Source organism: Streptomyces sp. L500 (assembly GCF_054551825.1).
Window position 1 is genome coordinate 1 of sequence record NZ_JBTOLC010000030.1, and the last position, 26,033, is coordinate 26,033.

Consider the following 26,033-nt stretch of genomic DNA (forward strand, 5'->3'; position numbering starts at 1 on the left):
GCCACAGAACCCCCACGCGTCGCGAAGGGCGGCGGCACCCCACCCCGGGGCGCCGCCGCCCTTCCCGTATACGCCCGCACGCTCCCTTGGCCCGCCCGCTGGGATGTGGCACCCTCACCAGCCATGGCGGATTCCCTGTCCCACAGCGATCCCACCCTCTACCGCACCCCTGCCGAAGCCGTCGCCGCGCCACCGGAGAAGCTCGCCTACGTCGTGGGTTTCGACCGCACGGCCCGGCAGCCCGACGCGCTGATGACCGTGGACACCGACCCCGGCTCGCCCTCCTACGGGCGCGTCGTGAACACGGCACGGTTACCCAACCTGGGAGACGAGCTCCACCACTTCGGCTGGAACGCGTGCTCCAGCGCGCTCGCCCACGCCTGCCACAGCGACCCCCAGCGACGCTTCCTGATCCTCCCCGGGCTGCGCTCCTCCCGGCTGCACGTCTTCGACACCCGCCCCGACCCGGCCCGCCCGCGCCTGGTGAAGGTGATCGAGCCCGACGAACTGGCCGCCAAGGCGGGGTACTCACGCCCCCACACCCTCCACTGCGGCCCCGGCGGGGTCTTCCTCTCCTGCCTGGGCGGCGCCTACGGGGCCGAGGGGCCCGGCGGCGTCGCCCTGCTCGACCACGAGACCTTCGACGTGCTGCGCCCCTGGGAGACCGACCGGGGGCCGCAGCACCTGGCGTACGACGTCTGGTGGCACCTGGGCCACGACATCGCGGTGACCAGCGAGTGGGGCACCCCGTCGATGGTCGAGAACGGGCTCGACGCGGAGCTCCTCCTCCGGCGCGGGTACGGCCACGCGCTGCACTTCTGGGAGCTCGGCACCGGTCGTCACCTCCAGCGGGTGGACCTGGGCGACGAGCACCAGATGGTGCTGGAGCTGCGGCCCGCGCACGACCCCGAGGCGACGTGGGGCTTCGCCGGGGTGGTCGTCAGCGTGGCGGACCTGTCCGCGTCCGTCTGGCTCTGGCACCGGGACGGTCCGGACTTCGCCGTCCGCAAGGTGATCACGATCCCGGCCGAGCCCGCCGCGCCCGAGGACCTGCCCCCGGCGCTCAAGCCGTTCGGGGCGGTGCCACCGCTGGTCACGGACATCAACCTGTCCGTCGACGACCGGTGGCTGTACGTGTCCGCGTGGGGGACCGGCGAGCTCCTCCAGTTCGACGTGAGCGACCCGTTCCACCCCCGGCGGACCGCCTCCGTCCGGCTGGGCGGCATCGCGGGCCGCGAGCCCCACCCCGCAGCCCCGGGCGTTCCGCTCACCGGCGGGCCGCAGATGCTGGAGCTCAGCCGCGACGGGCGGCGCGTCTACGTCACGAACTCGCTGTACGGCGCGTGGGACGACCAGTTCCACCCCCAGGGCATCCGGCCCTGGATGGCGAAGCTCGACGCGGACACCGGCCACGGCGGCCTGGCGGCCGACCCGCGCTTCTTCCCGCACGGCGACGACTTCCATGGCCTGCGCGTCCACCAGACGCGGCTGCAGGGCGGCGACGCCTCGTCCGACTCGTACTGCTTCCGCTGACCCGGCCGCACGGCCGGCCCCCGGACGCCCCGCAGGTCACTCCGCATGCTGTGGGGCGTCCGGCAGCCACTCCCCGGACGCCCCCGGGGCATCGGCCGCGTCGTCGACGGTGGTGGTGCGGCGGGCCCAGGGGTAGTAGACGGCCGAGGTGACGGCCAGGCCGACGATCCAGGAGACATCCGCGCCGCCGAGCAGGGAAGTCAGCGGTCCGGTGTACAGCTTCGTCGCCAGGAACGGCACCTGGGAGAGGATCCCGAGGGCGTAACAGCTCAGCGCCGGAACGTTCCAGCGGCCGTAGCGGCCGTCCGGGTCGTACAGCGCCGGGACGTCGACGCGCTCGCGCGAGACGAGGTAGTAGTCCACCAGGTTGATGGCGCTCCACGGCGTGAACACCGTGAGCAGCAGCAGGATGAAGTTCTTGAAGTTGTCGAGGAAGTCCGCGCTGGCCGCCATCGCGATGACCGTGGCCACCGCCGAGAACCCCGTGATGTACGCGACGCGCGCGACCGGTGTGATCCGCGAGCGGCCGTCGAAGGCCGTCACCGTCGTGAGGACCGACATGAAACCGCCGTACGCGTTGAGGCAGTTGGCCGTGACCTTGCCGACCAGCACCACCAGGTACATGACGTACCCCAGGGCCGCCGGCCCGGCCAGCTCGCCGACGAAGCCGACCTGGTCGGACAGGAACCGGTCCCCGGCGACGGCCGCGATCAGGGCACCCAGCGACATGGCCCACACGGAGCCGGTGACGGTGCCCGCGAAGGTCGCCCGGAACGTCGCGCGTTCGCCGGCCGACCGGGGCAGGTAGCGGGAGTAGTCGGCCACGTACGGGCCGAACGTCAGCTGCCAGCCGGCGCCGAGCGAGACGGCGAGCAGGAACGTCGCGGCGTCGAACGGCTTGACGCCGACGTGCGCGGGAACGTCGTAGCGGGTGAACACGGCGACCACGAGATAGCCCAGCCCCACGATGCCCGTCACGGTCGCCACCCGGCCCGCGAGGTGGATGAGGCGGTATCCGGCGACCGCGACCACGGCGGTCAGCGCCCCGAACAACGGAATCCCGAGCGTGGCGTCGGGCAGGTGGAGGATCCTGCGGACGGCCTGACCGGCCAGCACACTGCCCGTGGCGGCGAACCCCAGGTACATGAGGATCACCAGCACGAGCGGGACCACGGCGCCCAGCACGCCGAACTGCGCCCGGCTGGAGATCATCTGAGGCACCCCCAGCCGCGGCCCCTGGGCGGAGTGGAGGGCCATGACGACGCCGCCGAGCACATTGCCGATCAGCAGGGCCGGGATCGCCCACAGCGCGTCGGCGCCGAAGACCACCGCCAGCGCGCCGTCGACGACCGCCGTGATCTGCATGCTCGCGCCGAACCACAGGGTGAACAGGCCGGCCGGCGAACCGTGCCGCTCCTCCTCGGGTATCGGGTCGATCGTCCGGCGCTCCATGGCGAGCGGGGACGGGGACGGGGAGGGGGACGGCAAGGGGGACGGGGGCGGTCGCTCCGGCGTCGTCGTCATGGGTGCCACACTCCTGGCTCGCGCGATGTCGCCCAGAATCTGGCACGGCGGGAAATCCCACGTCAACGCTGGGGAGCCCGGAGAGGGTTACGGTGTTCGCGGGCCGTCCTCAGACTTCCGCGCGGTGGGTGATGGGCGCCTCGGAGCGGTCGCCCAGGAACTCGTACCAGCGGCGCTGCAAGCAGACGTAGCGCGTGTCGGCCTCGACGAGTTTGAGGAACGCCTCCACCGTCTCGGTGAGGCGCTGCTGGTGCCCGGGGTCGGCCAGCGACCCGTCCTCCGCGAAGCTGTCGTACGAGCGGGCGAGGCTGAACATGTCCGGGTAGACGCGGGTGCCGAGGTGCTCCAGGGGCACCCGCAGCGCCCACAGTCCACGGTTGCCGCCGACGAGCGACGGGGAGGCGGAGACCAGCAGCGCGTGCTTGGTCTTGAACGCCTGCGGCTGCACACGGGAGACCCAGTCGATGGCGTTCTTGAGGATGCCGGGCACGGAGGCGTTGTACTCGGGGGAGGAGATGACGAGGGCGTCGGCGCCCTCCATCCGTTCGTGCAGCGCGAGCGCGCCGGCCGGGATGCCGTCGGCCTCCTCCGCGTCCCCGTCGTACAGCGGCATGTCGAATTCGCGCATGGTGGCGAGGTCGGCGTCGGCCCCGGCCTCGGTGATTAGCCGGGCCACCAGGGAGGCGAGGCGGGCGTTGGTCGATCCGGCCCGCAGCGCGGCGCCGAAGACGAGGACGCGCAGGGGGCCGGGGCGGACGTCCGTGGCCATGAATCCGTCCTTCCGGCGGGTGCGGCACGCGCCCGGCTGGGCGCCGTCCGGACCAGTCTGCTCCCGGGGCGGGCGGCACGCTACGGGGCTGGGCCTTCCGGGCGAGGCACCGATTTGGTGGAAGGGCAGGGGGGCCGTGTAATGTTCTCCGTGTCGCCAGGGAGACCGCGAGGGAAACCGGGCGGATAACAGAACAAGGGGCTATAGCTCAGTTGGTAGAGCGCCTGCATGGCATGCAGGAGGTCAGGAGTTCAATTCTCCTTAGCTCCACAGTGGACCGAGAGGCCGCCCGTTACGGGCGGCCTCTCGGTCGTTTCACGCAGTGGGCGCGTCAGCGCTTCCGGCGCTTCGCGATCGTCGTCATCACCACGGGGAGCAGCAGCTCCAGGGCCTTGGCGACGGTGGCGGGCGGCAGCCCCGTCCGCTTCGCGACGGCCTCGGCCACCGGTCGTGTGATCTTGCTGAGGACGCCGGACATCAGTCCGCCGCCCAGGCCGCCCGCCAGTCCGCCGCCGAGCCCGCCGAGGCCGAGCGCCCCGCCGGGCGGCCCGCCCCCGGTCAGTTCGGCGGGGAGCTCGTCGACCGTGGCCGCCACGACCTGTTTGGCGCCCTCGGTGTCGGTGCCGAGTTCCTGGGCCAGTTCCTCGATCCGGTCGTCCCCCAGCTCGTCGAGCACGTCGGCTCGCAGCGAGTCATCTGCCATGCCGTCGACACTACGCCGACGCGTCGGCCTCGGTACCCAACGCGCTACCCGCCATGCCGGTGACGCCCGAGCGGGTCGGCGACCGCCGGTCAGGCGCCCGTCGTCGCCCGCCTGCCGCGCCCGAGCGTCAGCAGCACATGCGTGGCGACGCCGAGGACCAGCCCCCAGAAGGCCGAGCCGATGCCGAGGAGGGTGACGCCGGAGGCGGTGGCCAGGAAGGTGACCAGCGCGGCCTCCCGGTCCCGCTCCTCCTTGACCGCGCCCGCCAGGCCGCCCGCCAGCGCCCCGAAGAGGGCGACCCCGGCGATCGCGGCGACGAGCTCCTTCGGCAGGCCGGCGAAGAACGCCACGAGGGTCGTGCCGAAGGACCCGACGAGGAGGTAGAACGCGCCGCACGCGACCCCGGCGACATAGCGGCGGCGCGGGTCGCGATGGGCCTCGGGGCCGGTGCAGATGGCGGCGGTGATGGCCGCGAGGTTGACGGCGTGCGACCCGAAGGGTGCGAGCAGCGTGGAGACGATGCCGGTGGAGCCGATCAGCAGCCGGTCCTTCGGCGCGTAGCCCGACGCGGTGAGCACCGCCATGCCGGGGGCGTTCTGCGAGGCCAGCGTCGCCAGGGTCAGGGGCACCGCGATCCCGATGAGGGAGGCGACGGAGAACGCGGGCGTGGTGAACACCGGCCGGGCGAGCTCGATATGGTCGAGCCGGATGTGGACGCGCGAGGTGGCCGTGGCGCACAGCGCCCCCGCGGCGAGCGCCAGCAGCACCGCGTACCGGGGGAGCCACCGCTTGCCCAGCAGATAGGCGAGCAGCACGGCACCGGCGATCCAGGGCGCGGTGCGCAGGGAGGTGAACACGCCGGTGCCGAAGGAGAAGAGGATGCCCGCGAGCATGGCCGAGACCACCGCCGTGGGCACCTGCCGCATCAGCCGCCCGAACACCCCGGTCAGCCCGACCAGGCTGATGACCAGGCCCGTGACGACGAACGCGCCGACCGCCTCCGCGTACGAGTACGCGCCGAGGCTGGTGACGAGCAGGGCCGCGCCCGGGGTCGAGAAGGCCGTGATGACCGGCATCCGCGTGACGAGGCTGAGGGCTGTGCAGGTCAGGCCGCTGCCTATGGATATGGCCCAGATCCAGGACCCGGTGTGGGCGGTGTCGAGGCGTCCCGCCGACGCGGCGGCGAGCACGATGACGAGGGGCCCGGAGTAGGAGACGACGACGGCCACGAACCCCGCGAGGACGGCGGACAGCGAGATGTCGCGCGCAAGCCGCGGACGGTCCTCCGCCGGTCTCCCGGCCGGTGGTGACGCGGCGGCCGGTGACGCGGCGGCTGGTGACGTGTCGGCAGCGGCGTCGAGGGTGCCGGTGTCACGGGATTCGGTGCTCACGAGATTCCTCCGTCGCGCGGTTCCACTGACTGCTCGGCCGGCCACGGGCCCGGTGGGGGCCTCGGGGCCGGCCGGAGTCCATGGCCCGGACGGCGCTCCGGCGACCGGAGCGTCCCCCACCTCGCACGCGGCGACCGTCGCACGGCAGCGTAGCGCCACGGACGGCTCCGCCCCGGGTGGTGATCGTTGCATCACGGAAGCCCCGGCCCGGGGGCTCACCCCAGGCGCCGGGCCAGCCACGCCAGGGCCGCCGCCCCCTGGGCGGCCTGGAAGGCCCGGAGGGTCGGCAGACCGGGCGGGTCGGGCAGGAGCGACTGGCGGACGAAGTACCCGGCCACCGCGGCGAGCACCGAGGTCACGCCCTCCGGGTCGGCGGCCCGGCCCAAGGGGTGCGCGGTGAAGACGGATTCCGGTTCGGGGCCGCCCTGGGACGCGACGCTCGGCAGCATCACCAGCAGGTCGTACCAGGGGGCGGCCCGCAGGGCGTGGGGCCAGTCGACGAACACCACCCTGTCGTCGGTGAGCAGGATGTTGTCGGCGCGCAGGTCGCCGTGGGCGAGGCTGTCGCCGGTGGCGGGCTCCGCCCAGCCGGACTCCAGGCCGGCCAGCAGCGCGAGCCGGTCGGCCGCCCACGGGTCGAGGCGCGCGGTGTCGCCCGCGGCGAGCAGGGTCCGCCAGCCGGTGAACGCCTCCGCCTCGCTCTCGGCCACGGCGGGCACCTCGAACGGGGCCGGGGTCATGGCGCGGCTCAGCCCGTCGACGGCGGTGAGGACCCGGTCCAGTTCGGCGGGGAGCCAGGGGACGCGGGGCTGCCGGCCCGCGACGTCCTCGAGGAGCAGGGCGACCCAGGTCCCGTCGTCGTAGGTGCCGAGCAGCCGGGGCGCGGGGGCGCCGGGCGGCATGGCGGCGCTGTTGCGGGCCTCGGCGCGGTGCAGCCGGGGGCTGTGGGCGTTCGTCTCGGCGCTGACGGCCTTGACGAAGGCGCGCCGGCCGTCGGCGAGCCGGACCCGGGCGGCTACGCCCGGTGAGAAACCGCCGCTCTGGCTGTGCGCCTCGACGACGCGCCCGCCCAGCGCGTCCTCCAGGGCGCGGCGCACGGCGGGCGGCACGTCGGCCCAGGGCCGGCGGACACCGGTGGCCGGGGGTGCGATCGTCTCCATCTCCGTATGGTTCGCCACGGGACGGTCCCGGGCCAACGGGTTTTCCCCACAAGCGGGTTTTCCTCCACAAGGGTCGAGTTCCTTGATCGACATGACATGTAGGAAATTTCCTACCTATAGTCGTCTCCATGAACACCACTCCCATCGGTACCGGGACGTCGGAGGGTCGCGTCTTCGCGGCCCTGGCCAGCCCGGTGCGCCGTGAGGTGCTGAGGCTGCTGCGGGAGCGCGGGCCACAGCCCGTCGCGGAGCTGGCGGGCCACTTCGACATGGCCAGGCCCAGCTTCTCCGAGCACCTGCGGGTGCTGCGCGAGTGCGGGCTGGTGAGCGAGAACAAGGTGGGCCGTCAGCGCTTCTACGAGCTGGAGGCCGCGCCCCTCTTCGAGGTGCGGGAGTGGCTGCACCCCTATGAGCGCTTCTGGCGCGACAAGCTGTCCGCCCTGCGGACGGTGCTCGACGAAATGGAGGACGAGGAATCATGAACGAGCGAGGAGCCATCATGAACGAGCAAGGCGTGAACGAGAACGAGCACGGCGTGAACGAGCGCGACGACCTGACCGCGGTACGGGTGGACGAGTTCCTGCCGCACCCGCCCGCCAAGGTGTGGCGGGCCCTGACCGAGCCCGAGCTGCTCGCCCAGTGGCTGATGCCCGGCGACTTCCGCCTGGAGGTCGGCCACCGGTACACCATGCGGGCCGTCGCCATCCCCGCCACGGGCTTCTCCGGCACGATCGCGGCCGAGGTCCTGGCCTTCGAGGACGGGAAGACGCTGCGGATCGGCTGGCGGGACGCCCACCCGGAGAACGGCGCCGACGTCGACTGGACGATCACCTGGACGCTTGAGCCGGAGGGCCGGGGCACCCGTCTCTTCCTGGACCACGAGGGCTTCGACCCGGACAACCCGCTCCAGCAGAAGGCACGCGCCATCATGAGCGGCGGCTGGCGCAGCCACGTCTTGCGCTCCCTGCTGTCCTGCCTCGACGGCATGGGGGACGCCTAGTCCGCCATAGCCCGTATTCGAAAAGGCCCGAGGCCGGTTCCCGTGCGAAACGGGAACCGGCCTCGGACGGTTCTTGGGGGAAGGCGCGGCGGGCGCGGTCAGCGCGCCGCGACGGCCCGCTGGCGCGCGTAGCCCACGGCGGCCAGGGCCACCGCCAGGCCACCGGTGAAGTACAGCTGCACCCGGGTGTCGGCGTCGAGGGCCATGAGGCCCAGCGCCCCGGCCACCCCGGCCAGCGTCACCCACGTCAGATACGGGAAGCCCCACATCCGCACCGTCAGACGCTCGGGCGCCTCGCGCTCCAGCCGGCGGCGCAGCCGCAGCTGCGAGACGGCGATGAAGCCCCACACCACCAGGACGACCCCGCCGACCATGTTGAGCAGCCAGGCGAAGACCGTGGTGGGGTACCAGTACGACAGCAGGACGGCGACGAAGCCGAACGCGGACGACGCGAGCACCGCGCGGCGCGGCACGCCGCCGGAGACCTTGCCCAGGGCCTTGGGGCCCTGGCCGCGCGCGACCAGCGAGTACGCCATGCGCGAGGCGCCGTAGATGTTGGCGTTCATGGCCGACAGCAGGGCGATCAGCACGACCACGTTCATGATCTGGCCGCCGCCCGGGACGCCCAGCCGGTCGAGCACGGCGGCGTACGGGCCGTTCTCGGTGACGGACTTGTCGTTCCACGGGATGAGCGTGACGATGACGAGCATCAAGCCGACGTAGACGATGCCGATGCGCCACATCGTCGTCCGCACGGCCTTGGCCACGCCGCGCACCGGGTCCTCCGACTCGGCGGCCGCGATGGTCACCGTCTCCAGGCCGCCGTACGCGGCGAGCGAGGCCAGCAGGCCGATGAGCAGCCCGTCCATGCCCGTGGGCAGAAACCCGCCGTCGCCGGTGAGGTGGGCGGCGCCGGGGGAGTCCGTGCCGGGCAGGACGCCCAGGACGGCGAGGGTGCCGAGGATCAGGAAGAGCCCGATCGCGCCGATCTTCAGGGTGGCGAACCAGAACTCGAACTCGCCGAAGTGCGCGACCGCGCCCAGGTTCGTGCCGCAGAACAGCGCCATGAAGAGCAGGACCCACAGCCAGGACGGGGTGCCCGGCAGCCAGCCCTGCACGATGTGGGCCGCGCCGATCGCCTCGATCGCCACGCCCACCACCAGCAGGGTCCAGAACATCCAGCCCGCGGTGAAGCCGGCCCACGGGCCGATCGCGCGGTCGGCGTGGACGGAGAAGGAGCCGGAGGCCGGATTGGCGGCGGACATCTCGCCGAGCATCCGCATCACGAACATCACGAGCAGGCCGGACACGGCGTACGCGAGCACGATCGACGGGCCGGCGGCGGCGATGCCGGCGCCCGAGCCGACGAAGAGGCCCGCGCCGATGACGCCACCGAGGGCGATCATCGAAAGGTGCCGCTGCTTGAGCCCGTTCGACAGCGGGGAGTCCTGCTGAGGAGTGCTCTCCACCGGCGGGGGAGGAGATGTGAGTGTCCGGCTCATGGTCGTACCTGTCCATTATCCGAGATCGGGGAGTCTCGAGTATGGAGAAGCGGGCACGGCCCCGGCCGCGGCGTCCGATATCCGGACGGTCGCTTGACGCAGGGTGATCGTCGGACAGCGCGCGCATTAATGTGGGGCCATGATCAATGCTGATGACATCCGCCGTATCGCGCTTTCCCTGCCGGAAACCGCGGAGAAGGAGGCATGGAGCATGCCCACCTTCCGCGTCGCGGGAAAGATGTACATCACGATCCCCGATGACCAGACGTCCTTCGCCGTCCGCTGCCCGAAGCACGAGCGGGCCGAGCTGATCGCGGCCGAGCCGGAGAAGTTCTGGGTGCCGCCGCACGAGGCGAGCTCCTCATGGGTGCGCGTACGCCTCGCCGCCCTGGAGGACATGGACGAGCTGCGCGACATCCTCGTGGACTCCTGGAAGCAGGCGGCGCCCGAGCGGCTGCTGGAGGCCCTGCCCACCGCCCTGCGCTCCGGCGACGCCTGATGCGGCACACGCGGTCCATGCGGTACGCCAAGAGCGCCGACGGAGCCCGGATCGCCTATCGGACAACAGGAGCGGGCGAGCCCCTGCTCCTGCTGGCCGGGCAGGGCAACACCCACCACTGGTGGGACGGCGTCCTCGACGACTTCCACGCCGCCCACCACACCATCACCCTCGACTACCGGGGGACGGGCGAGAGCGACCGCCCCGACGAGCCCTACAGCATCGAGGGTTTCGCCCGGGACGCGCTCGCGGTCCTCGACGACCTCGGCGTCGAACGGGCCCACGTCTACGGCACGTCCATGGGCGGCCGCGTCGCCCAGTGGCTCGCCGCCCACCGGCCGGACCGGGTCCGGGCCCTCGTGCTCGGCTGTACGTCCCCCGGCGGCCCGAACGCGGTCGACCGCGGCGACGACGTGCGCCGGTCGCTGATGCGGCCCGCGCCCGAGGGCCGGCGGGCCCTGCTGGAGCTGATGTACACGCCGGGCTGGCTCGCGACCCACCCCGGCCCGCATCACACGCTCGGCGACCCCACCATGACGCCGAAGGAACGGCTCAGGCACCTGGTCGCCAGCGAGCGGCATGACGCGTGGGACGTGCTCCCGGGCATCCAGGCGCCCACGCTGGTGGTGCACGGCGACGACGACCTGCTCAACCCCACCGCGAACGCCACCCTGCTCGCGGAGCGCGTGCCCGGCGCCCGGCTGTGCCTGATCCCGGGGGCGCGCCACGCCTACTTCGAGGAGTTCCGGTCCGTCGCCGGCCCGCTCGTCCTGGACTTCCTCCGGGAACACGAGCGGGCCTAGCGGGACGGGAGGGCGGGGCCTAACGCTTGGGGGCGGCCTTGGGGGCGCTCTTCGCGCCGCCGCTCTTGTGCTCGGCCTTGGTGTTGGTCTTGGACTTGGCCTTGCCGTGTGCGGAGCCGTGGCCCTTCGAGTGGCCGCTCTTGGACCCGCCGCTCTTCGGGCCGGTGCCCTTGGGGCCCGTTCCCTTCGGGCTCGTTCCCTTCGGGGACGTCCCCTTGGAGGTCGTGCTCTGCGCCGCGTTGTCCTGTGCGGTCGGCGGCTTGATCCAGCCCTTCTGCACGAGCTGGTCGCAGTGCCACTTGGCGTGGTCGGGGCTCTCCTTGTGCTGCTTGACGGCCGTGTCCATGCAGTCCTTGTAGGGCCACGGCGGGCCGACGCGCAGCTGGGCGGGGGAACGCGACTCCCGGTCGACCTGGGCGGCGGCCGCCGGGGTGCTCATGACGCCGACCGTGGCCACCGCGGCCAGAGCGATGCTCATCCAGCGCACAGCGCTTCTCCTTTTCCTCGGGTTCGGGGTACGGCTCGCCTTCGCACAACGAGCCCGCGCCACCGAGGAAACGGGCGGTTCCGCCGCCCCGGGCCGTTACGCCGAGACGAGCGGGCGTGCGAGCCGGGGGGCGTGGTGGTGCCCGGCCCCGGTCCGGTGCTCGACCCGGTGCTCGAGCCCGGCCCGTACGGCGGGCCATTCCTCGTCGAGGATCGAGTAGAAGGCCGTGCCCCGGACCATGCCGTCGAGGCCCCGGGTGTGGGCGCGGTGGACGCCCTCGAGGACCGCGCCGAGACGCTCGATGGCCGCGCGGGAGCGGGCGTTGCGGGAGTCCGCGCGCAGGGACACCCGTCGCACGCCCCAGGTCTCGAACGCGTGGCGCAGCATCAGGAGCTTGGTCTCGGTGTTGGCGCCGGTGCCCTGGGCGTGCGCGGAGAGCCAGGTCCCGCCGATCTCCACCGCGTCGGGTATCGCGGTGAGGGGATCGCCGAGCGGGCCGCGCGGGGCCGGGGGCCACTGCACCGGGCCCTGCCAGTAGTCCAGCTCGCAGAACCGCGTCGAGCCCATGACCAGGCCGTCCGCGATCCGCACGGTGGCGAAGGGCAGCGCCCGGCCCGCGGCGCGGGCCGCGAGGGCCTCGGCCACGTAGTGGGCCGTGGCCTCCGGGCCGTGCGGCACGGGAGTGAAGGCGTAGCTGCTGCGGTCCTCGGCCGCCGCGGCGGCCAGGCCCTCGATGTGGTGCTCGCCGAGCGGTTCCAGCCGCACGGTGCGGCCGTGGAGGAAAACGGGTACGGGCACGGCGCTGGATCCTTCAGCGATGGGGGTGACGACAGAGAAAGGAGAGACGTCCTGCTGGCTTTCCGGCACGGTGGTACTCACGCTCACCGTGGGGCTTGCGGGACGGGTGTCGTCAGTATGAGGTCGGGATACCCCCGCGCGAAGGGCTGAAAGGTAAACAGAAGGAAACGGAACGGTAAATCCGCCGTGCCGGTCCACCTCCCGTCCGGTATATGGCCTTCCCTGCCCTCCCGTCAGCCCTTTCCGCCCTCGGTGAGCTGCTCCGTGGCCTCGTGGGCGGCCCGGTTGAGACGGCGCGTCACCTCGAGGAGGAAGGCGAGCCGCTCGTCGTCGTAGTCGTCCAGGACGGCCGTCACCGTCCGGCCGAATCCGGCGAAGACCTCCTGCATCTCGGCGTCGTGCCGGCCGGTGGCGACCACGACGACCTTGCGCCGGTCGGCCGTGCCGCGCCGGCGCTCGATGAAGCCGCGCCGCTCCAGGCGGTCGAGCACGGCGGTGACGGCGGAGGTGCTCAGGCCGGTGGCCGCCGCGATCCTCCCGGCCGTCGGCTCCTCCTCGTGGCGCACCAGGTCGAGGCACTTGAGGTCCGTGAAGTTCAGCCCGAACCGCTCGGCGATCGCGCCGTGCAGCATCAGCCCGCGACCCGCCTGGTCGCGCATGGCCTTCATCAGGGAGTCGATCAGCTCGGCCCTGTTCCCGCCGGACCTGTTCTCGGTTGACACGGCACACCTCGGCAGCTATATCTCGATGAGACGGATATTTCGATTCATGGGAATATCCGCTTCCTGGAATTATTCTAGGTGCCTGGAGGGAACCGTGCACACCCTGACCACGCCCGTCCTGATCGTCGGCGCCGGCCTCGGCGGCCTGTCCACCGCGCTCTTCCTCGGACTCCACGGCGTGCCCGCGCTGGTGGCCGAGCGTCACCCCGGTACGTCGCTGGAGCCGAAGGCCCGCGGTCAGATGCCCGCCGCCATGGAGGCGCTCCGCGCCGCCGGGCTGGAGCGGGCCTTCCTCGACGCGGCGCCCCCGGGGCGGCCCGAGATGACCATCGTCATCGCGGAGAGCGTGACCGGGCGGGTGTTCCACAGCATCACCGAGGCCATGCCGGACTTCGCGCGGTACTCGCCCGCTCCCACCGGCATGGTCAGCCAGGAGCGCGCCGAGCCGCTGCTGGCCGCGCGCGCCGCCGAGCTCGGCGCGGACATACGGTTCTCCACCCGCCTGGAGTCCTTCACCGACGGGCCGGACGGGGTCACCGCCGTCCTGCGCGACCTGGCCACCGGCGAGGCGTACGAGGTCGAGGCCGCCTATCTGGTGGGCGCGGACGGTCATCGCGGCGGGATCCGCGAGGCGGCAGGCATAGGCGCCCACGGGCGCGGCGCCATCGGCGAGAGCACCAGCCTCCTCTTCGAGGCCGACCTCGACCTGGCCCTCGACGGGGCGGCGGTGCAGATGCACTACCTCCGGAACCCCGCGCTGCCCGGCGGCTCGGGCGCGTTCGTCTCCACCGACACGCCCGGCAGGTTCGTCGCCGCCGTCGAGGCGCGGGCGCCCCAGGACGAGGAGAGCGCCCGCGAGATCGTCCGGCTGGTCACGGGCCTTCCGGAGCTGGAGGTGAAGCTGCTCGGCGCGACGACGTGGTCGACCGCCTGCCGGGTCGCGGACCGCTTCTCCTCCGGCAGGGTGCACCTCGTCGGGGACGCCGCCCACGTGATGCCGCCGACCGGAGGGCAGGGCGGCAACAGCGCCCTGATGGACGGCCACCATCTCGCCTGGAAGCTCGCCGCGGTCGTCCGCGGCCAGGCCGGGCCCGGGCTGCTGGACAGCCACGACGCCGAACGCAGGCCCTTCGCGGAGTGCCTGGTCGAGCAGCAGTACGCCAACATGGTGCACCGGATGGCACCGCACCTGGCCGACGACACCGTGGCCGAACGGATCGACCCGGCCCGCCTGCTGTTCGGCTACCGCTGCCCGGCGGGCGCGTTCGTCCCCGAGCCGACGGCCCCCTCGGACGACGCCCTCTTCGAGGACCCGGCCACCCCCAGCGGCCGCCCCGGCACCCGTGCGCCCCACGTCCCGCTGGCCGGCGGGTCCACGCGGGACCTGTACGGCCGCGGCTTCGTGCTGCTCACCGACGACGAGGGCCGGCGGTCCGCGGCGGAACGGGCCGCCGAGCGCCTCGGCGTCCCCGTGGCCGTCCCGGCCCTGGCGGGGGACTGGGCGGCGGCGCACGGCGTCACCCCGTCCGGGGCGGTGCTCGTCCGGCCCGACGGCCTGATCGCCTGGCGCGAAAGGGCGCAGGGCGATCCGGCGGAGGTCGAGCGAGCCTTGCGGGTGGTCCTGGACCGGTGACCGGGGGTGCCGTCAGCCGTCCTCGATGTCCGAGATGAGCTTGGTGCTCAGGTCGCTCTGCACCGCCAGCCGGGTGTGGCCGGCGTCCGGGCCGGTGCCCCAGGTGAGCGTGACCGTGGTGAACAGGTGCCCGGCGCCGGAGTCGTGATAGCGGACCGCCCAGTGGGTGGGCACGTCCTGGGCGCGCAGAACTCCGTCGGCATGATTGGCCTCCTCCCAGGCGGCCAGCCGCTGCCGGAAGTCCTCCGCGAGGTAGTGGGCGCGAAGCTCGTCGCTCAGGTCGTCGGTTCCGTCGTCGACGGCGTCGATGTAGGCGCCGTAGAAGTCGGCCACCCGGTCGACCGCCGAATCCGGGCTCCCCTCGCGGACCGGGCCGTCCGCGCTGCCCGCCTCGTCGTCCGGCATGAACTCCCCCTTGAGAACAGTGTTGTTCAGTCGTCAGGCTCACGCCCTTGATGACAAACTGCCCCTCTTTTCATGGAAACAGTCCTTTGAGGTGACATATCGCCGAACGTCATGGTCTGGCCCCCGCTCAGATCCCGGGCGCCGGCAGGTGGCGGGCGAAGAACGAGCGCACATGGTGACGTACCCACGGCACCGAGACGGCGGGGTCGACCGCGCCGACCAGCCGGACCCGGTCCTCGGCGGTCAGCAGCCCCGCCGACGCCAACTGGGGCACGAGGGCGGCGTAGTCGGTGAACACCCCGTGCGCGGCCCGGTCGAGGCGCCGCCGCTCCGTGCGCCCGCCCGGGTGGGCGAGCGCGGCCGACCAGGACCGTTCGAGCTGCCGCCGCTCGGGGAAGCCGTCGGTGCCCAGCAGGAGCAGCGGCCGGTCCACCCCGTGGCGGGCGACCGGATACAGCTCTCCCGCGCGCCCGGGGTCCTCGGCCGGACGGTCGAGATAGCCCTCCATGTCGACGGCCGCGCGGACGCGCCGGTCCTCGTACATGGCCTCGGCGACGGCGGTGCCGCCCGCCGAGTGGCCGTACGCGCCGACCCGGCGCGGGTCCAGCGCGCGGCCGAGGCCCTCGGGCAGCGGCCGTCCCGCCGCGTCCGGGTTCCGCCCGGCCGCCAGCGCCTCCAGCGCGTCCAGGACGAAACGGACGTCCGCGATCCGGGTGTCGATCACGGTGCGGAAGAGCGGCGGGTCCCGGCGCGGATCGCCCCGGAAGACGGTCTCGCGCCAGGGCTCGGGACGGCCGTCCCTCGTGCCCGGGAACTCGACCACGCCCGCGTCGCCGGGGTGATCGACCGTCACCACCGCGTAGCCGTGGCTCGCGAGCTCCTCGGCGAGCCCGGTGCCCATGGCGCGCGGATCGCCGCCACCCGGGCTGTACAGCAGCACCGGCCGCCGTCCGGGCCGCGCGGGCGCGCCGGCGTACGAATGGGTCGAGGTGGCCGCCCAGTCCACGCCGCTCGGGGGCAGGCCAGGGTGGATCGCGGCGGCGGTCTCCGGGAACTTCCCCGCCGCGATGGCGGACATCTGTGGGGCGACGGGCCGGCCGTGGACCGCGCGGGCCGGGTAGAAGACCGTGACCATCAGCTCCCGCACCGGAATCGAGGGCGCCAAGGGATCGGGGCGGGAACGGTCGACCAGATACAGCGTGGTGACCCCGGTCGGGTACGGGCCGGTCGGCCTCGGCAGGCGCAGGGTGACGCCGGTCGTGGCACGAGACCCCTGCCGCTGCCGTGCCCGAGCCGGTGTCGCACCGTCCGCGAGCAGCAGCGCGGCACCCGCCAGTACGGCCGATCTGACGACGCCTCGCCGGCTCGTCGCTCCTGTAGGGAACATGACCTTCCTCTCATCTCTCCGTCTACGCGGCCCTTATGCTGCGGCCCGGAGGGGAGCGAGGGCGAAGGTTGAGGCCCTGGCCGAAACGATGGCGCGCGGCCGCCCCGAGGTGCCGTCCGAGGAGAGCAGTGATCAGGATCCACTTCACGGCCGCCGACTTCGCCGGGGTCCGCTTCGCGCCCCGGGCGGCCCCGCTGCTGGAGCTGAACACGGCCCTGATGAAGCTGCTGACCCCCGGCGACGAACTGCTCTACGGCCGCTGGCGGAGGCGGTCGCTCCACTCCCTGCCGGCCGCCGCCGGGGCACTGGCGGACCTCGTCCCCGCCGGCCGGGCACCCGGCTTCCTCGACGTGTTCGACGACTCCCTCCCGGACGCGCTCGACGCCGCCCGGCAGTGGCACCCCCGTCGGATCCGCTCGGAGATCGAGCGGGTCTACGCCGGGCACCCCGCACCGCCCCCGCCCTGGCTCCGCGACCTCCACCGGGGCGAAGTCGGCGGCTGGCGCGTCCTGCGGCGGGCGCAGCACGCGGCGTTCGAGAGCGTGATGCGTCCCGTGTGGCCCGTGGTGCAGGACCTCCACCAGCGGGAGTTCACCCGTCACGCCCTGGCGGTGGCCGAGCACGGCCTCGGCGCCGCGCTCGCCGGCCTTGTGCCGGGCGCGCGGCTGCGGGGGAGCGTCTGGGAGCTGCCCGGGGCCGGGGAGCGGGACGTCGAGCCCGGCGGACGCGGCCTGGTGCTGCGGCCCACCTTCCACTGGACCGGGCACCCGCTCGTCTCCGACCTCCCCGGCCGCCCGGTCCACGTGACCTTCCCCGCCGGTCCCGGCCTGCCGCTCACCCCGGCGGGTCCGGCCGACCAGGGCGGCCCGGAGGAGGCGCTGGCGCGGGTGCTCGGGCGCACCCGTTGCGAGATGCTGCTCCTCCTCGCGGAGGAGCACACCACGAGCGGTCTCGCCCGGCGGCTGGGCGTCAGCGACGCCACGGCCTCCGCCCACGCCGCCGCCCTGCGCGGGGCCGGGCTCGTCACCACCGTCCGCGCCGGACGGGCCGTCCTCCACCGGCGCACCGCCATGGGGACCCTGCTGGCCGGGCGGTACGACCCGGTGCGCGGACGAAATATGACGCGGGACGAAAAATGGGGTCACAAGCCGTAGATCGACGGCATCGTGCTGGGGGTGGTCTTCGCCACGGCCCGCTCTCATCCGCCGGCCTGATGCCGCCGCCCGGGGGATGGCCCGTCAGGAGGACCGTGTCCGATACCCGGTGACGATGCGCCGGAGCCCGCCCCGGGCGATGCTGTGGAGGCACGCTGAGCGAGTCGGGCACGGGAGACCGTGTCCCTCAACGGGGGTTCGCGAAAAGTGTTTGATTACATCGGTCACTTCGCCGATCGCATGGAGAAGCTCAAGGAATCCGGGCAGTACCGCACGTTCGTCGAGATCGAACGGCTCGCCGGTCGCTTCCCGCAGGCCCTGCACCACGGGTCCCAAGGGGTCCGGGAGGTCACCGTCTGGTGCAGCAACGACCATCTGGGCATGGGCCAGCACCCCGACGTGCTGGCCGCGATGCGCAGGACGCTCGACACCTCCGGGGCCGCCGCCGGCGGATCGCGGAACATCTCCGGGACCACCCCGCACCACGTCGCCCTGGAACGGGAGGTCGCCGACCTCCACGGCAAGGAGAGCGGGCTGACGTTCATCACCGGCTACGCGGCCAACGACGCCGCCCTGTACGTCCTGGGGAAGACCCTCCCCGACTGCGTCTTCTTCTCCGACCGGCTCAACCACGCCTCGATGATCTCGGCGATGCGGGCCAGCGGCGCCGAGCGCCACGTCTTCGACCACAACGACCCCGCCGACCTCAACCGGCGGCTGAACGAGGTGCGCCCCGGGCGTCCGAAGGTCGTCGCCTTCGAATCGGTCTACTCCATGGACGGCGACGTCGCGCCCATGGCCGAGCTCTGCGCGGTCGCCCAGCGGCACGACGCGTTCGTGTACGTCGACGAGGCGCACACGGTCGGCATGTACGGGCCCGAGGGCGCCGGGCTGGCCGCCCAGCTCGGCATCGGCGACGAGGTCACGCTCCTGATGGGGACGTTCGCCAAGGGCTACGGCACCGCCGGCGGCTATGTGGCGGGCCCCGGGCCCGTCGTCGACGCCATCCGCAGCCTCGCGCCCGCCTTCATCTTCACCCTGTCCATGCCGCCGGCGGTCGCCGCCGGCGCCCTGACGAGCGTGCGGCACCTGCGGCGCAGCGACATCGAACGCGCGGGGCTCCACGAGCGGGCCCGGCTGCTGAAGGCCCTGCTCCGCGACGCCCGCATCCCGCTGGTGAGCGACCAGAGCCACATCGTGCCCGTGCTCGTCGGCGACCCGGAACGCTGCCGCGAGCTGGCCCGCACGCTGCTGGAACGGCACCGGATGTACGCCCAGCCGATCAACTTCCCGAGCGTGCCCCGGGGCACCGAGCGCCTGCGCATCAACCCCTCCCCGGTCCACCAGCCGCTGGAGGTCCACCGGTTCGCCGACGCGCTCCGCCGCTGCTGGGACGAGCTGGACCTGCCCCGCACGGCACCGGCGCGCGTACGCGCCCGGTCGGCGTGACCGGCTCCGGCCCGGCGACCGGCCTCGCCCCCCGCCTCCCGGCAGGGGGCGAGGCCGTGGTCACCCCATGGGCCCGCTGCGCGCTGCTGTACCTCTTCCTCTTCCTGATGGGGGCCGAGACCTTCCTGGTGTCCCCGCTGCTGCCCACGATCGCCACCGACCTGCGCGTGAGCACCGGCGCCGCCGCACAGGTCGTCACCGCCTACGTCCTGACCTACGCGGTCGCGGCCCCGCTGCTCGGCGGCTTCTCCGACCGGTTCCCGCGCCGCGTCTTCATCACCGTCGGAGGCGCGCTCTTCGTCGGCGGCAACCTGCTGTGCGCCACGGCGGACAGCCTCACCGCCCTGACCGCCGCCCGCGCCCTCACCGGACTCGGCGGGGCCACGGCCGCCCCCGCCATGTGGGCCTACCTCTCCGAATCCGCCGCCCCTCACCAGCGCGGCCGCGCCGTCGCCACCGGCGTCTCCGGCTACGCCCTGGGACAGGTCCTCGGCGTGCCGCTCGGCGGGCTCCTCTCGGACGCGGCGGGCTGGCCGTGGACGTTCGCGGCCGTCGGCGCGGGGCTGGCCCCGGTCGTGCTGCTCATAGGGTGGCGCCTGAAGGGCCCCCGGCCCACGGCCGCGTCCACCTCGCCCCTGGCGGGCTTCGCCGTGTGGCGGCAGCGCCGCCTGGCGCTGCCCCTGCTCTCCACCGGCTTCCTGCAGGCCGGCCGGCTCGGCGCGTACACGTTCGTCGGCGCGCTCTTCGCGGAACGGTACGGCTACGACACGGCGCGGCTCGGGCTCATCGGCCTGCTGGTGGGCGCGGGTTCACTGACCGGCTCGGTGCTCCTCGGGCAGGTGAGCGACCGGGCGCGGCGGCGCGGCATCGGCGAGAACGTGCTGTCGGCGGGCTGCGCGCTGGTGTTCGTGGGGGCGAGTGTCGTCGCGCTGGTCAGTACGGTCGCGGCGGTCAGTCTGGCCGCGGTGTTCGTGTGGATGGTGGCCGGGGGCGCCTTCTACACCAGCCAGCAGACGTACCTCGGCGGCGCCGATCCGGCGCGGCGCGCGAGCGTCATCTCCTGGAACGGCACGCTCGACCACCTGGGGGTGGCCCTGGGGACGGCCCTGCTGAGCCCGTGGGCGGTCGCGGGCCCCGGCTTCGTCGCCGTCACGGCCGTGCTGGGGCTGACGGCGGCCGCGCTCTCGGCGACGGCGGCACGCCGGGCGGCCGGATAGGTTCCCCGCAGGTTTCAGGAACACCTCCGCCGGTATTACGGTCGAAGGGAGCTCGGAGTGCCCCGTAGCTCCGAGTGCCCCCGTAGCTCCGAATGTCCCCGGGGTGCGTCACGCTCCCCGGTGCGTCGACCGGTGAGGAGTCCCCGCCGTGCGTGCCGTCGAGACCCTCGAACTGGAAGGGCTGGGCAACCGCAGCTATCTGGCGGCCGGTGCCGCCGTCGCCGTGGCGGTCGATCCGCCACGCGACATCGACCGGGTCATCGCGGCCGCCGCCCGGCGCGGCACGCGGATCGGCCTCGTGGCGGAGACCCATGTGCACAACGACTACATATCCGGCGGGCTGGAGCTCGCCCGCGTCACCGGCGCCCGGTACCTGGTGCCCGAGGGCGCGGCGGTCTCCTTCGCCCGCACCCCGGTCGCCGACGGCGACACGTTCCCGGTGGACGACGGCCTGGCGCTCCGGGCCCTGGCCACCCCCGGCCACACCCCCCACCACACCTCCTACGTCCTTGAGGAGCACGGCCGGCCCGTCGCCGTCTTCACCGGCGGCTCGCTCCTCATCGGCACCGTCGGCCGCCCGGACCTGGTCGAGCCCCGGCTGACCGAGCGCCTCGCCCGCGCCCAGCACGCCTCCGCCCACCGGCTGGCCGACGAGCTCGACGACGACGTGCCCGTCCTGCCCACCCACGGCTTCGGCAGCTTCTGCTCCTCCGCCCCGGCCGGCGGCGACGCCACGACGATCGGCGCCGAACGCGGCACCAACGAGGCCCTGACGAAGGACGTGGACACCTTCGTCGCCGGACTGCTCGCGGGCCTGGACGACATCCCCGCCTACTACACCCACATGGGCCCGGCCAACGCCGCCGGGCCCGCGCCCGTCGACCTCACCCCGCCCCGCCGTGCCGACGCGAGCGAGATCGCCGCGCGGCTGGCGGCGGGGGAGTGGGTGGTGGACCTCCGCCACCGCGTCGCCTTCGCCGAGGGGCACGTCGCCGGTTCGTTCAACTTCGAGGGCGACGGCCGGCTCGCCACGTACCTCGCGTGGCTGATCCCCTGGGGCAAGCCCCTCACCCTGCTCGCCGCCGGCCCGGAGGAGCTCGCCGCCGCGCAGCGGGAGCTGGTGCGCGTGGGCATCGACCGCCCGGCCGCGGCCGCCACCGGCACCCCCGCCGGCTGGGTCCGCCCGGGAGAGGCGCTACGCTCCTTCCGCCGCGCCTCCTTCGCCGACCTCGCGGCCGCCCGCGCGGCCGGCGAGCGGATGGTGGTGCTGGACGTGCGCCGGGACTCCGAGCGCGCGGCGGGCTTCGTCAGCGGTTCGACGCACATCCCCGTCCACCGGCTGCGCGACCGCGTCGGCGAGGTGCCACCGGGAGAGGTGTGGGCGCACTGCGCGGGCGGGGCGCGCGCGGCGATCGCCGCGTCCCTGCTGGACGCCGCGGGACGGAACGTCGTCGCCGTGGACGACGTCTTCGACGCCGCCACCGCCGCGGGGCTCACCGTCCCCGGGCGCGGCGCCGTCTGACCGTTCCCGCCCGTTCCCGCCCGTTTTCGTTTGTAGGAAGTGATCGAAGGATGCTCCCGCAGTTTCGCCACGGCTTCGGCTGTCCCGGCCCCATACGTACCCGGCCACAGGAACGCGTCCGCCACCACCTCGCCGCGGCGGCGGCCCGGGCCAGGGAAGGAGGGACCGGGAGCGGAGCGCCGACCGTCGGCGGAAGCCTCGGCGACGGCGTCATAGCGTGAGCGCCCTCATACTCGCCCTCGCCGCCGGAGCGGCGGTCGGGCTGGCCCTGGGCGCGCTCGGCGGAGGCGGCAGCGTCCTGGCCGTACCCGCGCTGATCTATCTGCTCGGCTTCACCCCGGCGGCGGCCACCACCGCCAGCCTGCTCATTGTCGCCGCGACCTCGGCGACCGCCCTGTACGCGCACGCCCGCGCCGGCAACGTCCGCTGGAGAACCGGCGCGCTGTTCGCGGCCTCGGGCCTCCTCCCCGCCGCGGCGGCCGGAGCCGTGGCGGCCCACCTGCCCCAGCGGGCACTGACGGCGGCCTTCGCGGCGATAGCCACCCTCGCCGCGGTGATGATGCTGCTCGGGACCCGCGAGAGACGGACCGACGACACCCGGACCGACGACACACGGGCCGAGGACGCACAGGCCGATGACACGAGGGCCGACGCACCGGAGCCGCCGCGCCGAGCCCCCGCCAGGGCCGCCGGGACCGGGGCCGGCCTGGGCGCGCTCACCGGACTGCTCGGCGTGGGCGGCGGCTTCCTCGTCGTCCCGACGCTCGTCGCGGTGCTGGCCTTCGAGATGCAGGCCGCCGTCGGCACCAGCCTGCTCGTCATCACGACCAACTCCCTGGCCTCCCTGCTCACGCGAGGCGCCACCGCCTCCGGCCTCGACTGGTCGGTCATCGCCCCGTTCGCGGCGACCGCGATCCTGGGCGCCTGGGACGGCAAACGACTGGCCGCCAAGGTGTCCGGCACCGCGCTGCGCCGGACGTTCGCGGTGGCCCTGCTGGCCGTGGCGGCCTTCATGCTCGTCGACGCCCTGACGTGAACCGTTCCGAGCCGTACCGACCCGCAACGCTTCCCCCGCCCCGGCGTTACCAGAGCGGCGCGCACCGACGAGGAACGGCGGGGAGATGGTCCACGACATCCAAGAACCCCTGCGGGGCTGGAGCAGACTGAGCACCGGGGTGGTCCACCGGGGCAGCCACCTGGCCCTCCATCACGACCACGTCCTCCAACCGGACGGCACGGAAGGGACGTACGACCGCCTCACCATCGCCGACGGCGCCAGAACCGTCGCGGTCGACGCCCGGCGCCGCGTCGCGCTGGTGGAGGACGCCTTCTACCCGCCGGGGCGGCGCCTCCTCCACGTACCCGGCGGAGCGATCGCCGAAGGCGAGTGCCCACGCGAAGCGGCACGGCGCGAGTGCGAGGAGGAGACCGGCCACCGCCCCGCCACCCTCAGCCCACTCGCCGTCTACCACCCCCTGCCGTCCCGCACGTCCGCCGTGACGCACCTGTACCTCGGCACGGACCTCCACCCGTCGGCCGATCACCACCGGGACCCCACCGAAGCCGCCATGACGGTCCGGTGGATCCCCCTCGACGACGCGGTGGCCGCCGTACGGTCCGGGGAGATCACCGAGGCGGGGAGCGTCATCGGCCTGCTCCTGGCGGACCGTGAGGTCACGGGCGCCGAGAAGTGACTCCGCCGGCGGGCGGGCGCACTTCGAGGACGGTGGCCGTGGCGGTGATGGGCCGGCGCTCGTGCATCGTGAAGCGTTGACCGGGCTGGAGGTGGCCCCAGAGGGAGGGGGTGAGGGGTGCGAGGCGGATCGTGGCGCGTTCGCCGGGTTCCAGCGTGTCCCTGCCTTCGAGCCAGAGCGAGGCGATGGCGAACGCTGTGTCGCCGGTGGCCGTGCGGTGTCCGATGTCCCACACCGGCCGCAGGGCCCCGGCGCCGGGGATGGGCGTCCGGCGTGGGGAGTCCTCCGGCAGGGACAGTTCCGCGCGGATGACGCCGTGGCGGGTCTCGTACGCGCGCCAGTGGCACCAGGCGGTGCTTCGCCGCATCCGTAGTCGACCGGCGGCGTCCGCGAGGGTCTCCCAGAAGGCGAGGGGCAGAGCGGGACCGTCCCGGTGTTCCTCCAGCAGGTTGAGGGCGAACTCCCAGTCGTCCTGGGCGAGACAGTCCCAGACGTCCCGCACCGTGAGGTCGTCGTCGGTGGCGGTGCTCTCGGGCACCAGCAGGGAGGCGGCTTCCAGCAGCCCGGGAACGTCCATCCGCCGATTGTCGTCCACCGATCAGGCGTGCCGCCCCGCGAACGGCATGGGTGTGGCCGCCGCGTGGCGGCGGTAGCCGCCGGGCGGAAGGCCGTACGCGCGCTTGAACGCCTTGGCGAAGGCGAACTCGGAGCCGTAGCCGGTGCGGGTGGCGACGACGCTCAGGGGATGGTCGGCCTCGCGCAGCAGCCGGGCCGCCGTCGTCATCCGCCAGCGCGTCAGATAGGCCAGCGGAGGCTCCCCGACGAGGGTGTGGAACCGGCGGGCGAAGGTGGCCCGGGACGTTCCGGCGCGGGCGGCCAGCGACTCGACGCTCCACCGGGCGGCCGGGTCCTCGTGGATGGCCGTGAGCGCCGGGGCGATCACCGGGTCCCGGAGGGCGGCGGACCAACCCGCCACCGCCGTCGCCGGCTGTTCCTCCAGCCACGCCCGCAGCACGTACAGCAGGAGGGCGTCGATCAGCGCCGGCACGATGCCGGCCGCACCGGCCCGTTCCTCCTCCAGCTCGGCGCGCAGGAGCCCGACGGCGGCGGAGAGTTCGGGGTGCCGTCCGTGCCGGGTCTCCAGGTGGACGACCTCGGGCAGTTGACGGACCAGTGGGTGCGGCCGCCCCTGGTCCAGGTGGTAGGCGCCGCAGAGCAGCGTGGTGCGGGCGCCGTCCCCGCCCAGGGAGAGCGCGCCGATCGGCGAACCGGGGCGGAAGCGCGCCGGGCCGGCGTCGACGGCGGGTGTGCCGGGGTCGTCGGCGAGCGCGTGGCTGTGGTTGTTCTGGAGGAACACCACGTCGCCGGTGTGCAGGCGGACCGGCTCGTGACGGGGCGCGGGTGCGGGTTCGGGCGAGGGCGCGGCGTCCTTCGGGGGGAGGAGCCAGCAGCTCCCGCGCAGGACGACGTGGAATCCCGCCCCGGCCACCGGCGGCAGGCGCAGCCCCCAGGGGGCCCGCCCCTCGGTGCGGACCGAGGCCGGGCGTCCCGTGCGCATCGATCCGAGTACTTCGGTGAGGATGTCCATGCGCGTCCTGTGGTGCGTCGTCGTGTCTCGTCGTGCGTCGTCGTGCGGGGTGATCGTCTCAGACGGCGGTCTCGTCCCGGACGGTGAGGACGATCTTTCCCTGCGTGCGGCCCGTGCCGAGCAACTCGTGCGCCTCGGCCACGCCCTCGAGCGGGAAGGTCGCGGCGATGTGCGGACGGACGCGCCCCGCGTCGACGAGCGCGGCGATCCCGGCCAGGCCCTCGGCGTCCGGCTCGACGGACACCCCGGCGAAGCGCCGCCCGGCGGCCCGGACGCGCGCGGCGAGCTCCTGGTCGCGGTGCTGCATGATGCTGACGAGGATGCCGCCGGGGCGCAGGACGCGAAGCGAACGGTCGCCCTCGGCCGAGGAGTCGAGGACCACGTCGAGGTCCCCCAGCACCTCGGTGAAGTCGGTGGTGCGGTAGTCGATGACCTCGTCGGCGCCGAGGCCGCGTACGAAGTCGTGCTTGGCCTCGCTCGCCAGCGCGATGACGTGGGCGCCGCGCGCCTTCGCTATCTGCACCGCGAGGTGGCCGACGCCGCCGGCGGCGCGGTGGATCAGCACCCGGTCGCCGGCCTTCACCTCGGCCGCACCCACCAGGGACTGCCAGGCCGTGAGCCCGGCGAGCGGCAGCGCCGCCGTGCGCGTGTGGTCGAGCGAGGCGGGCCGCCGGGCGAGGTGGCTCGCCGGCACGGCCACGTACTCGGCGTAGCCGCCGGCGGCCCGCGGGAACAGCGGCATCCCGTAGACCTCGTCGCCGACCGCGAACCCCGCGCCCTCGGCGGCCTCCTCGACCACGCCGGAGACGTCCCAGCCGATGCCGAAGGGCGGCTCGCCGAGCAGCGGGAGGAAGCCGGCCCGGACTGCGGCGTCCACGGGGTTCAGGGCGCTGGCGTGGACCCGGACGAGCACCTCGCCGGCCTGCGGGCGCGGTCGCTCGGTCTCCACCACCTCCAGGACCTCGGGGCCTCCGAAAGCGTTCTGGGTGACGGCGCGCATGGGGTTTCTCCTTGATCGGATCGGCTTGATGACCCAACCGTAGAGAGATCAACAGAGACGGAGAATGGCTTTCTGTCTCCCTTTCATATCCGA

Annotated in this window: 26 protein-coding genes and 1 tRNA gene; 13 read left to right on the forward strand and 14 right to left on the reverse strand. The window is 73.6% G+C overall.

What is annotated here, in order from left to right:
- Window positions 1–123: 123 nt before the first annotated feature.
- Complete coding sequence (locus ACX9I7_RS23575; RefSeq protein ID WP_459388414.1) at window positions 124–1,533, forward strand: selenium-binding protein SBP56-related protein; 1,410 nt, start codon at window positions 124–126, stop codon at window positions 1,531–1,533.
- 36 nt (window positions 1,534–1,569) lie between these two features.
- Here ACX9I7_RS23575 and ACX9I7_RS23580 read toward each other — a convergent pair whose 3' ends face one another.
- Both ACX9I7_RS23580 and ACX9I7_RS23585 read right to left on the reverse strand, forming a co-directional pair.
- Window positions 1,570–3,057 carry a purine-cytosine permease family protein gene (locus tag ACX9I7_RS23580; RefSeq protein WP_459388415.1) on the reverse strand — a complete coding sequence of 496 codons (1,488 nt, stop codon included), beginning with the start codon at window positions 3,055–3,057 and terminating at the stop codon, window positions 1,570–1,572.
- A 109-nt stretch (window positions 3,058–3,166) separates the two neighbouring features.
- Window positions 3,167–3,826 (reverse strand): NADPH-dependent FMN reductase, encoded by a 660-nt coding sequence (locus tag ACX9I7_RS23585; protein WP_387569978.1) that lies wholly within the window; start codon window positions 3,824–3,826, stop codon window positions 3,167–3,169.
- Window positions 3,827–4,023: 197 nt separating this feature from the next.
- Between ACX9I7_RS23585 and ACX9I7_RS23590 the strand changes: the two genes are divergently transcribed.
- Window positions 4,024–4,096: transfer RNA gene (locus tag ACX9I7_RS23590), tRNA-Ala, on the forward strand.
- A gap of 61 nt (window positions 4,097–4,157) precedes the next feature.
- Here the strand turns inward: ACX9I7_RS23590 and ACX9I7_RS23595 are convergent.
- The 3 genes from ACX9I7_RS23595 to ACX9I7_RS23605 all read right to left on the reverse strand — a co-directional run bounded on the left by ACX9I7_RS23595 (window position 4,158) and on the right by ACX9I7_RS23605 (window position 7,080).
- Window positions 4,158–4,529 (reverse strand): DUF937 domain-containing protein, encoded by a 372-nt coding sequence (locus ACX9I7_RS23595; protein ID WP_126912607.1) that lies wholly within the window; start codon window positions 4,527–4,529, stop codon window positions 4,158–4,160.
- A gap of 89 nt (window positions 4,530–4,618) precedes the next feature.
- Window positions 4,619–5,920 (reverse strand): benzoate/H(+) symporter BenE family transporter, encoded by a 1,302-nt coding sequence (locus ACX9I7_RS23600; protein WP_387569981.1) that lies wholly within the window; start codon window positions 5,918–5,920, stop codon window positions 4,619–4,621.
- 215 nt (window positions 5,921–6,135) lie between these two features.
- Entirely contained in the window at window positions 6,136–7,080 is a 945-nt protein-coding gene (locus tag ACX9I7_RS23605; protein ID WP_459388416.1) for a phosphotransferase, read from the reverse strand.
- A 128-nt stretch (window positions 7,081–7,208) separates the two neighbouring features.
- On the opposite strand from ACX9I7_RS23605, the gene ACX9I7_RS23610 reads away from it, so the two are divergent.
- Together ACX9I7_RS23610 and ACX9I7_RS23615 are read left to right on the forward strand one after the other, a co-directional pair.
- Window positions 7,209–7,562 carry an ArsR/SmtB family transcription factor gene (locus ACX9I7_RS23610; RefSeq protein WP_358632234.1) on the forward strand — a complete coding sequence of 118 codons (354 nt, stop codon included), beginning with the start codon at window positions 7,209–7,211 and terminating at the stop codon, window positions 7,560–7,562.
- Window positions 7,563–7,579: 17 nt separating this feature from the next.
- A complete protein-coding gene (locus ACX9I7_RS23615; protein WP_387569984.1) occupies window positions 7,580–8,080 on the forward strand; it encodes an SRPBCC family protein in 501 nt (166 codons plus the stop codon).
- A 98-nt stretch (window positions 8,081–8,178) separates the two neighbouring features.
- On the opposite strand, the gene ACX9I7_RS23620 is transcribed toward ACX9I7_RS23615, so the two are convergent.
- Window positions 8,179–9,582, reverse strand: a complete 1,404-nt coding sequence (locus ACX9I7_RS23620; RefSeq protein WP_459388417.1) for an amino acid permease — start codon at window positions 9,580–9,582, stop codon at window positions 8,179–8,181.
- Between the two features lie 139 nt (window positions 9,583–9,721).
- Between ACX9I7_RS23620 and ACX9I7_RS23625 the strand changes: the two genes are divergently transcribed.
- Complete coding sequence (locus ACX9I7_RS23625; protein WP_459388418.1) at window positions 9,722–10,081, forward strand: MmcQ/YjbR family DNA-binding protein; 360 nt, start codon at window positions 9,722–9,724, stop codon at window positions 10,079–10,081.
- Between the two features lie 17 nt (window positions 10,082–10,098).
- Window positions 10,099–10,884, forward strand: a complete 786-nt coding sequence (locus ACX9I7_RS23630; protein WP_387569991.1) for an alpha/beta fold hydrolase — start codon at window positions 10,099–10,101, stop codon at window positions 10,882–10,884.
- 19 nt (window positions 10,885–10,903) lie between these two features.
- Here the strand turns inward: ACX9I7_RS23630 and ACX9I7_RS23635 are convergent, their stop codons facing one another.
- From ACX9I7_RS23635 to ACX9I7_RS23645, 3 genes are all read right to left on the reverse strand, one after another.
- Window positions 10,904–11,371, reverse strand: coding sequence for a hypothetical protein (locus tag ACX9I7_RS23635; protein ID WP_459388419.1), 468 nt, complete (start codon window positions 11,369–11,371; stop codon window positions 10,904–10,906).
- 96 nt (window positions 11,372–11,467) lie between these two features.
- Window positions 11,468–12,169 (reverse strand): GNAT family N-acetyltransferase, encoded by a 702-nt coding sequence (locus ACX9I7_RS23640; protein ID WP_459388420.1) that lies wholly within the window; start codon window positions 12,167–12,169, stop codon window positions 11,468–11,470.
- A 233-nt stretch (window positions 12,170–12,402) separates the two neighbouring features.
- Window positions 12,403–12,891 carry a MarR family winged helix-turn-helix transcriptional regulator gene (locus ACX9I7_RS23645; protein ID WP_358632248.1) on the reverse strand — a complete coding sequence of 163 codons (489 nt, stop codon included), beginning with the start codon at window positions 12,889–12,891 and terminating at the stop codon, window positions 12,403–12,405.
- Between the two features lie 94 nt (window positions 12,892–12,985).
- Here ACX9I7_RS23645 and ACX9I7_RS23650 point away from each other — a divergent pair, with 94 nt between their 5' ends.
- Window positions 12,986–14,524: an FAD-dependent monooxygenase gene (locus ACX9I7_RS23650; RefSeq protein ID WP_459388421.1), complete on the forward strand. Its 1,539-nt coding sequence runs from the start codon at window positions 12,986–12,988 to the stop codon at window positions 14,522–14,524.
- A gap of 12 nt (window positions 14,525–14,536) precedes the next feature.
- Here ACX9I7_RS23650 and ACX9I7_RS23655 read toward each other — a convergent pair whose 3' ends face one another.
- Both ACX9I7_RS23655 and ACX9I7_RS23660 read right to left on the reverse strand, forming a co-directional pair.
- Window positions 14,537–14,929, reverse strand: coding sequence for a hypothetical protein (locus tag ACX9I7_RS23655; RefSeq protein WP_459388422.1), 393 nt, complete (start codon window positions 14,927–14,929; stop codon window positions 14,537–14,539).
- Window positions 14,930–15,056: 127 nt separating this feature from the next.
- Window positions 15,057–16,316, reverse strand: a complete 1,260-nt coding sequence (locus ACX9I7_RS23660) for an alpha/beta hydrolase family protein (RefSeq protein WP_459388423.1) — start codon at window positions 16,314–16,316, stop codon at window positions 15,057–15,059.
- A gap of 128 nt (window positions 16,317–16,444) precedes the next feature.
- On the opposite strand from ACX9I7_RS23660, the gene ACX9I7_RS23665 reads away from it, so the two are divergent.
- From ACX9I7_RS23665 to ACX9I7_RS23690, 6 genes are all read left to right on the forward strand, one after another.
- A complete protein-coding gene (locus tag ACX9I7_RS23665; protein WP_459388424.1) occupies window positions 16,445–17,470 on the forward strand; it encodes a winged helix-turn-helix domain-containing protein in 1,026 nt (341 codons plus the stop codon).
- A gap of 207 nt (window positions 17,471–17,677) precedes the next feature.
- Window positions 17,678–18,919: a 5-aminolevulinate synthase gene (hemA, locus tag ACX9I7_RS23670; RefSeq protein WP_358632263.1), complete on the forward strand. Its 1,242-nt coding sequence runs from the start codon at window positions 17,678–17,680 to the stop codon at window positions 18,917–18,919.
- Window positions 18,916–20,136, forward strand: a complete 1,221-nt coding sequence (locus tag ACX9I7_RS23675) for an MFS transporter (protein ID WP_459388425.1) — start codon at window positions 18,916–18,918, stop codon at window positions 20,134–20,136. Before hemA ends, ACX9I7_RS23675 begins: the two co-directional genes overlap by 4 nt.
- A 148-nt stretch (window positions 20,137–20,284) precedes the next feature.
- A complete protein-coding gene (locus ACX9I7_RS23680; protein WP_387570016.1) occupies window positions 20,285–21,658 on the forward strand; it encodes a rhodanese-like domain-containing protein in 1,374 nt (457 codons plus the stop codon).
- 217 nt (window positions 21,659–21,875) lie between these two features.
- A complete protein-coding gene (locus ACX9I7_RS23685; RefSeq protein ID WP_459388426.1) occupies window positions 21,876–22,694 on the forward strand; it encodes a sulfite exporter TauE/SafE family protein in 819 nt (272 codons plus the stop codon).
- Between the two features lie 85 nt (window positions 22,695–22,779).
- The gene (locus ACX9I7_RS23690; protein ID WP_459388427.1) at window positions 22,780–23,352 is read left to right on the forward strand and encodes an NUDIX domain-containing protein; all 573 of its coding nucleotides are present in this window, start codon (window positions 22,780–22,782) and stop codon (window positions 23,350–23,352) included.
- On the opposite strand, the gene ACX9I7_RS23695 is transcribed toward ACX9I7_RS23690, so the two are convergent.
- The 3 genes from ACX9I7_RS23695 to ACX9I7_RS23705 are packed head-to-tail and all read right to left on the reverse strand — an operon-like array spanning window position 23,333 to window position 25,940.
- Window positions 23,333–23,929 (reverse strand): hypothetical protein, encoded by a 597-nt coding sequence (locus ACX9I7_RS23695; protein WP_459388428.1) that lies wholly within the window; start codon window positions 23,927–23,929, stop codon window positions 23,333–23,335. The genes ACX9I7_RS23690 and ACX9I7_RS23695 overlap by 20 nt on opposite strands.
- Before the next feature lie 21 nt (window positions 23,930–23,950).
- Window positions 23,951–24,940: an AraC family transcriptional regulator gene (locus tag ACX9I7_RS23700; RefSeq protein WP_459388429.1), complete on the reverse strand. Its 990-nt coding sequence runs from the start codon at window positions 24,938–24,940 to the stop codon at window positions 23,951–23,953.
- A 58-nt stretch (window positions 24,941–24,998) separates the two neighbouring features.
- Window positions 24,999–25,940, reverse strand: coding sequence for an NADP-dependent oxidoreductase (locus tag ACX9I7_RS23705; protein WP_459388430.1), 942 nt, complete (start codon window positions 25,938–25,940; stop codon window positions 24,999–25,001).
- Window positions 25,941–26,033: the final 93 nt, after the last annotated feature.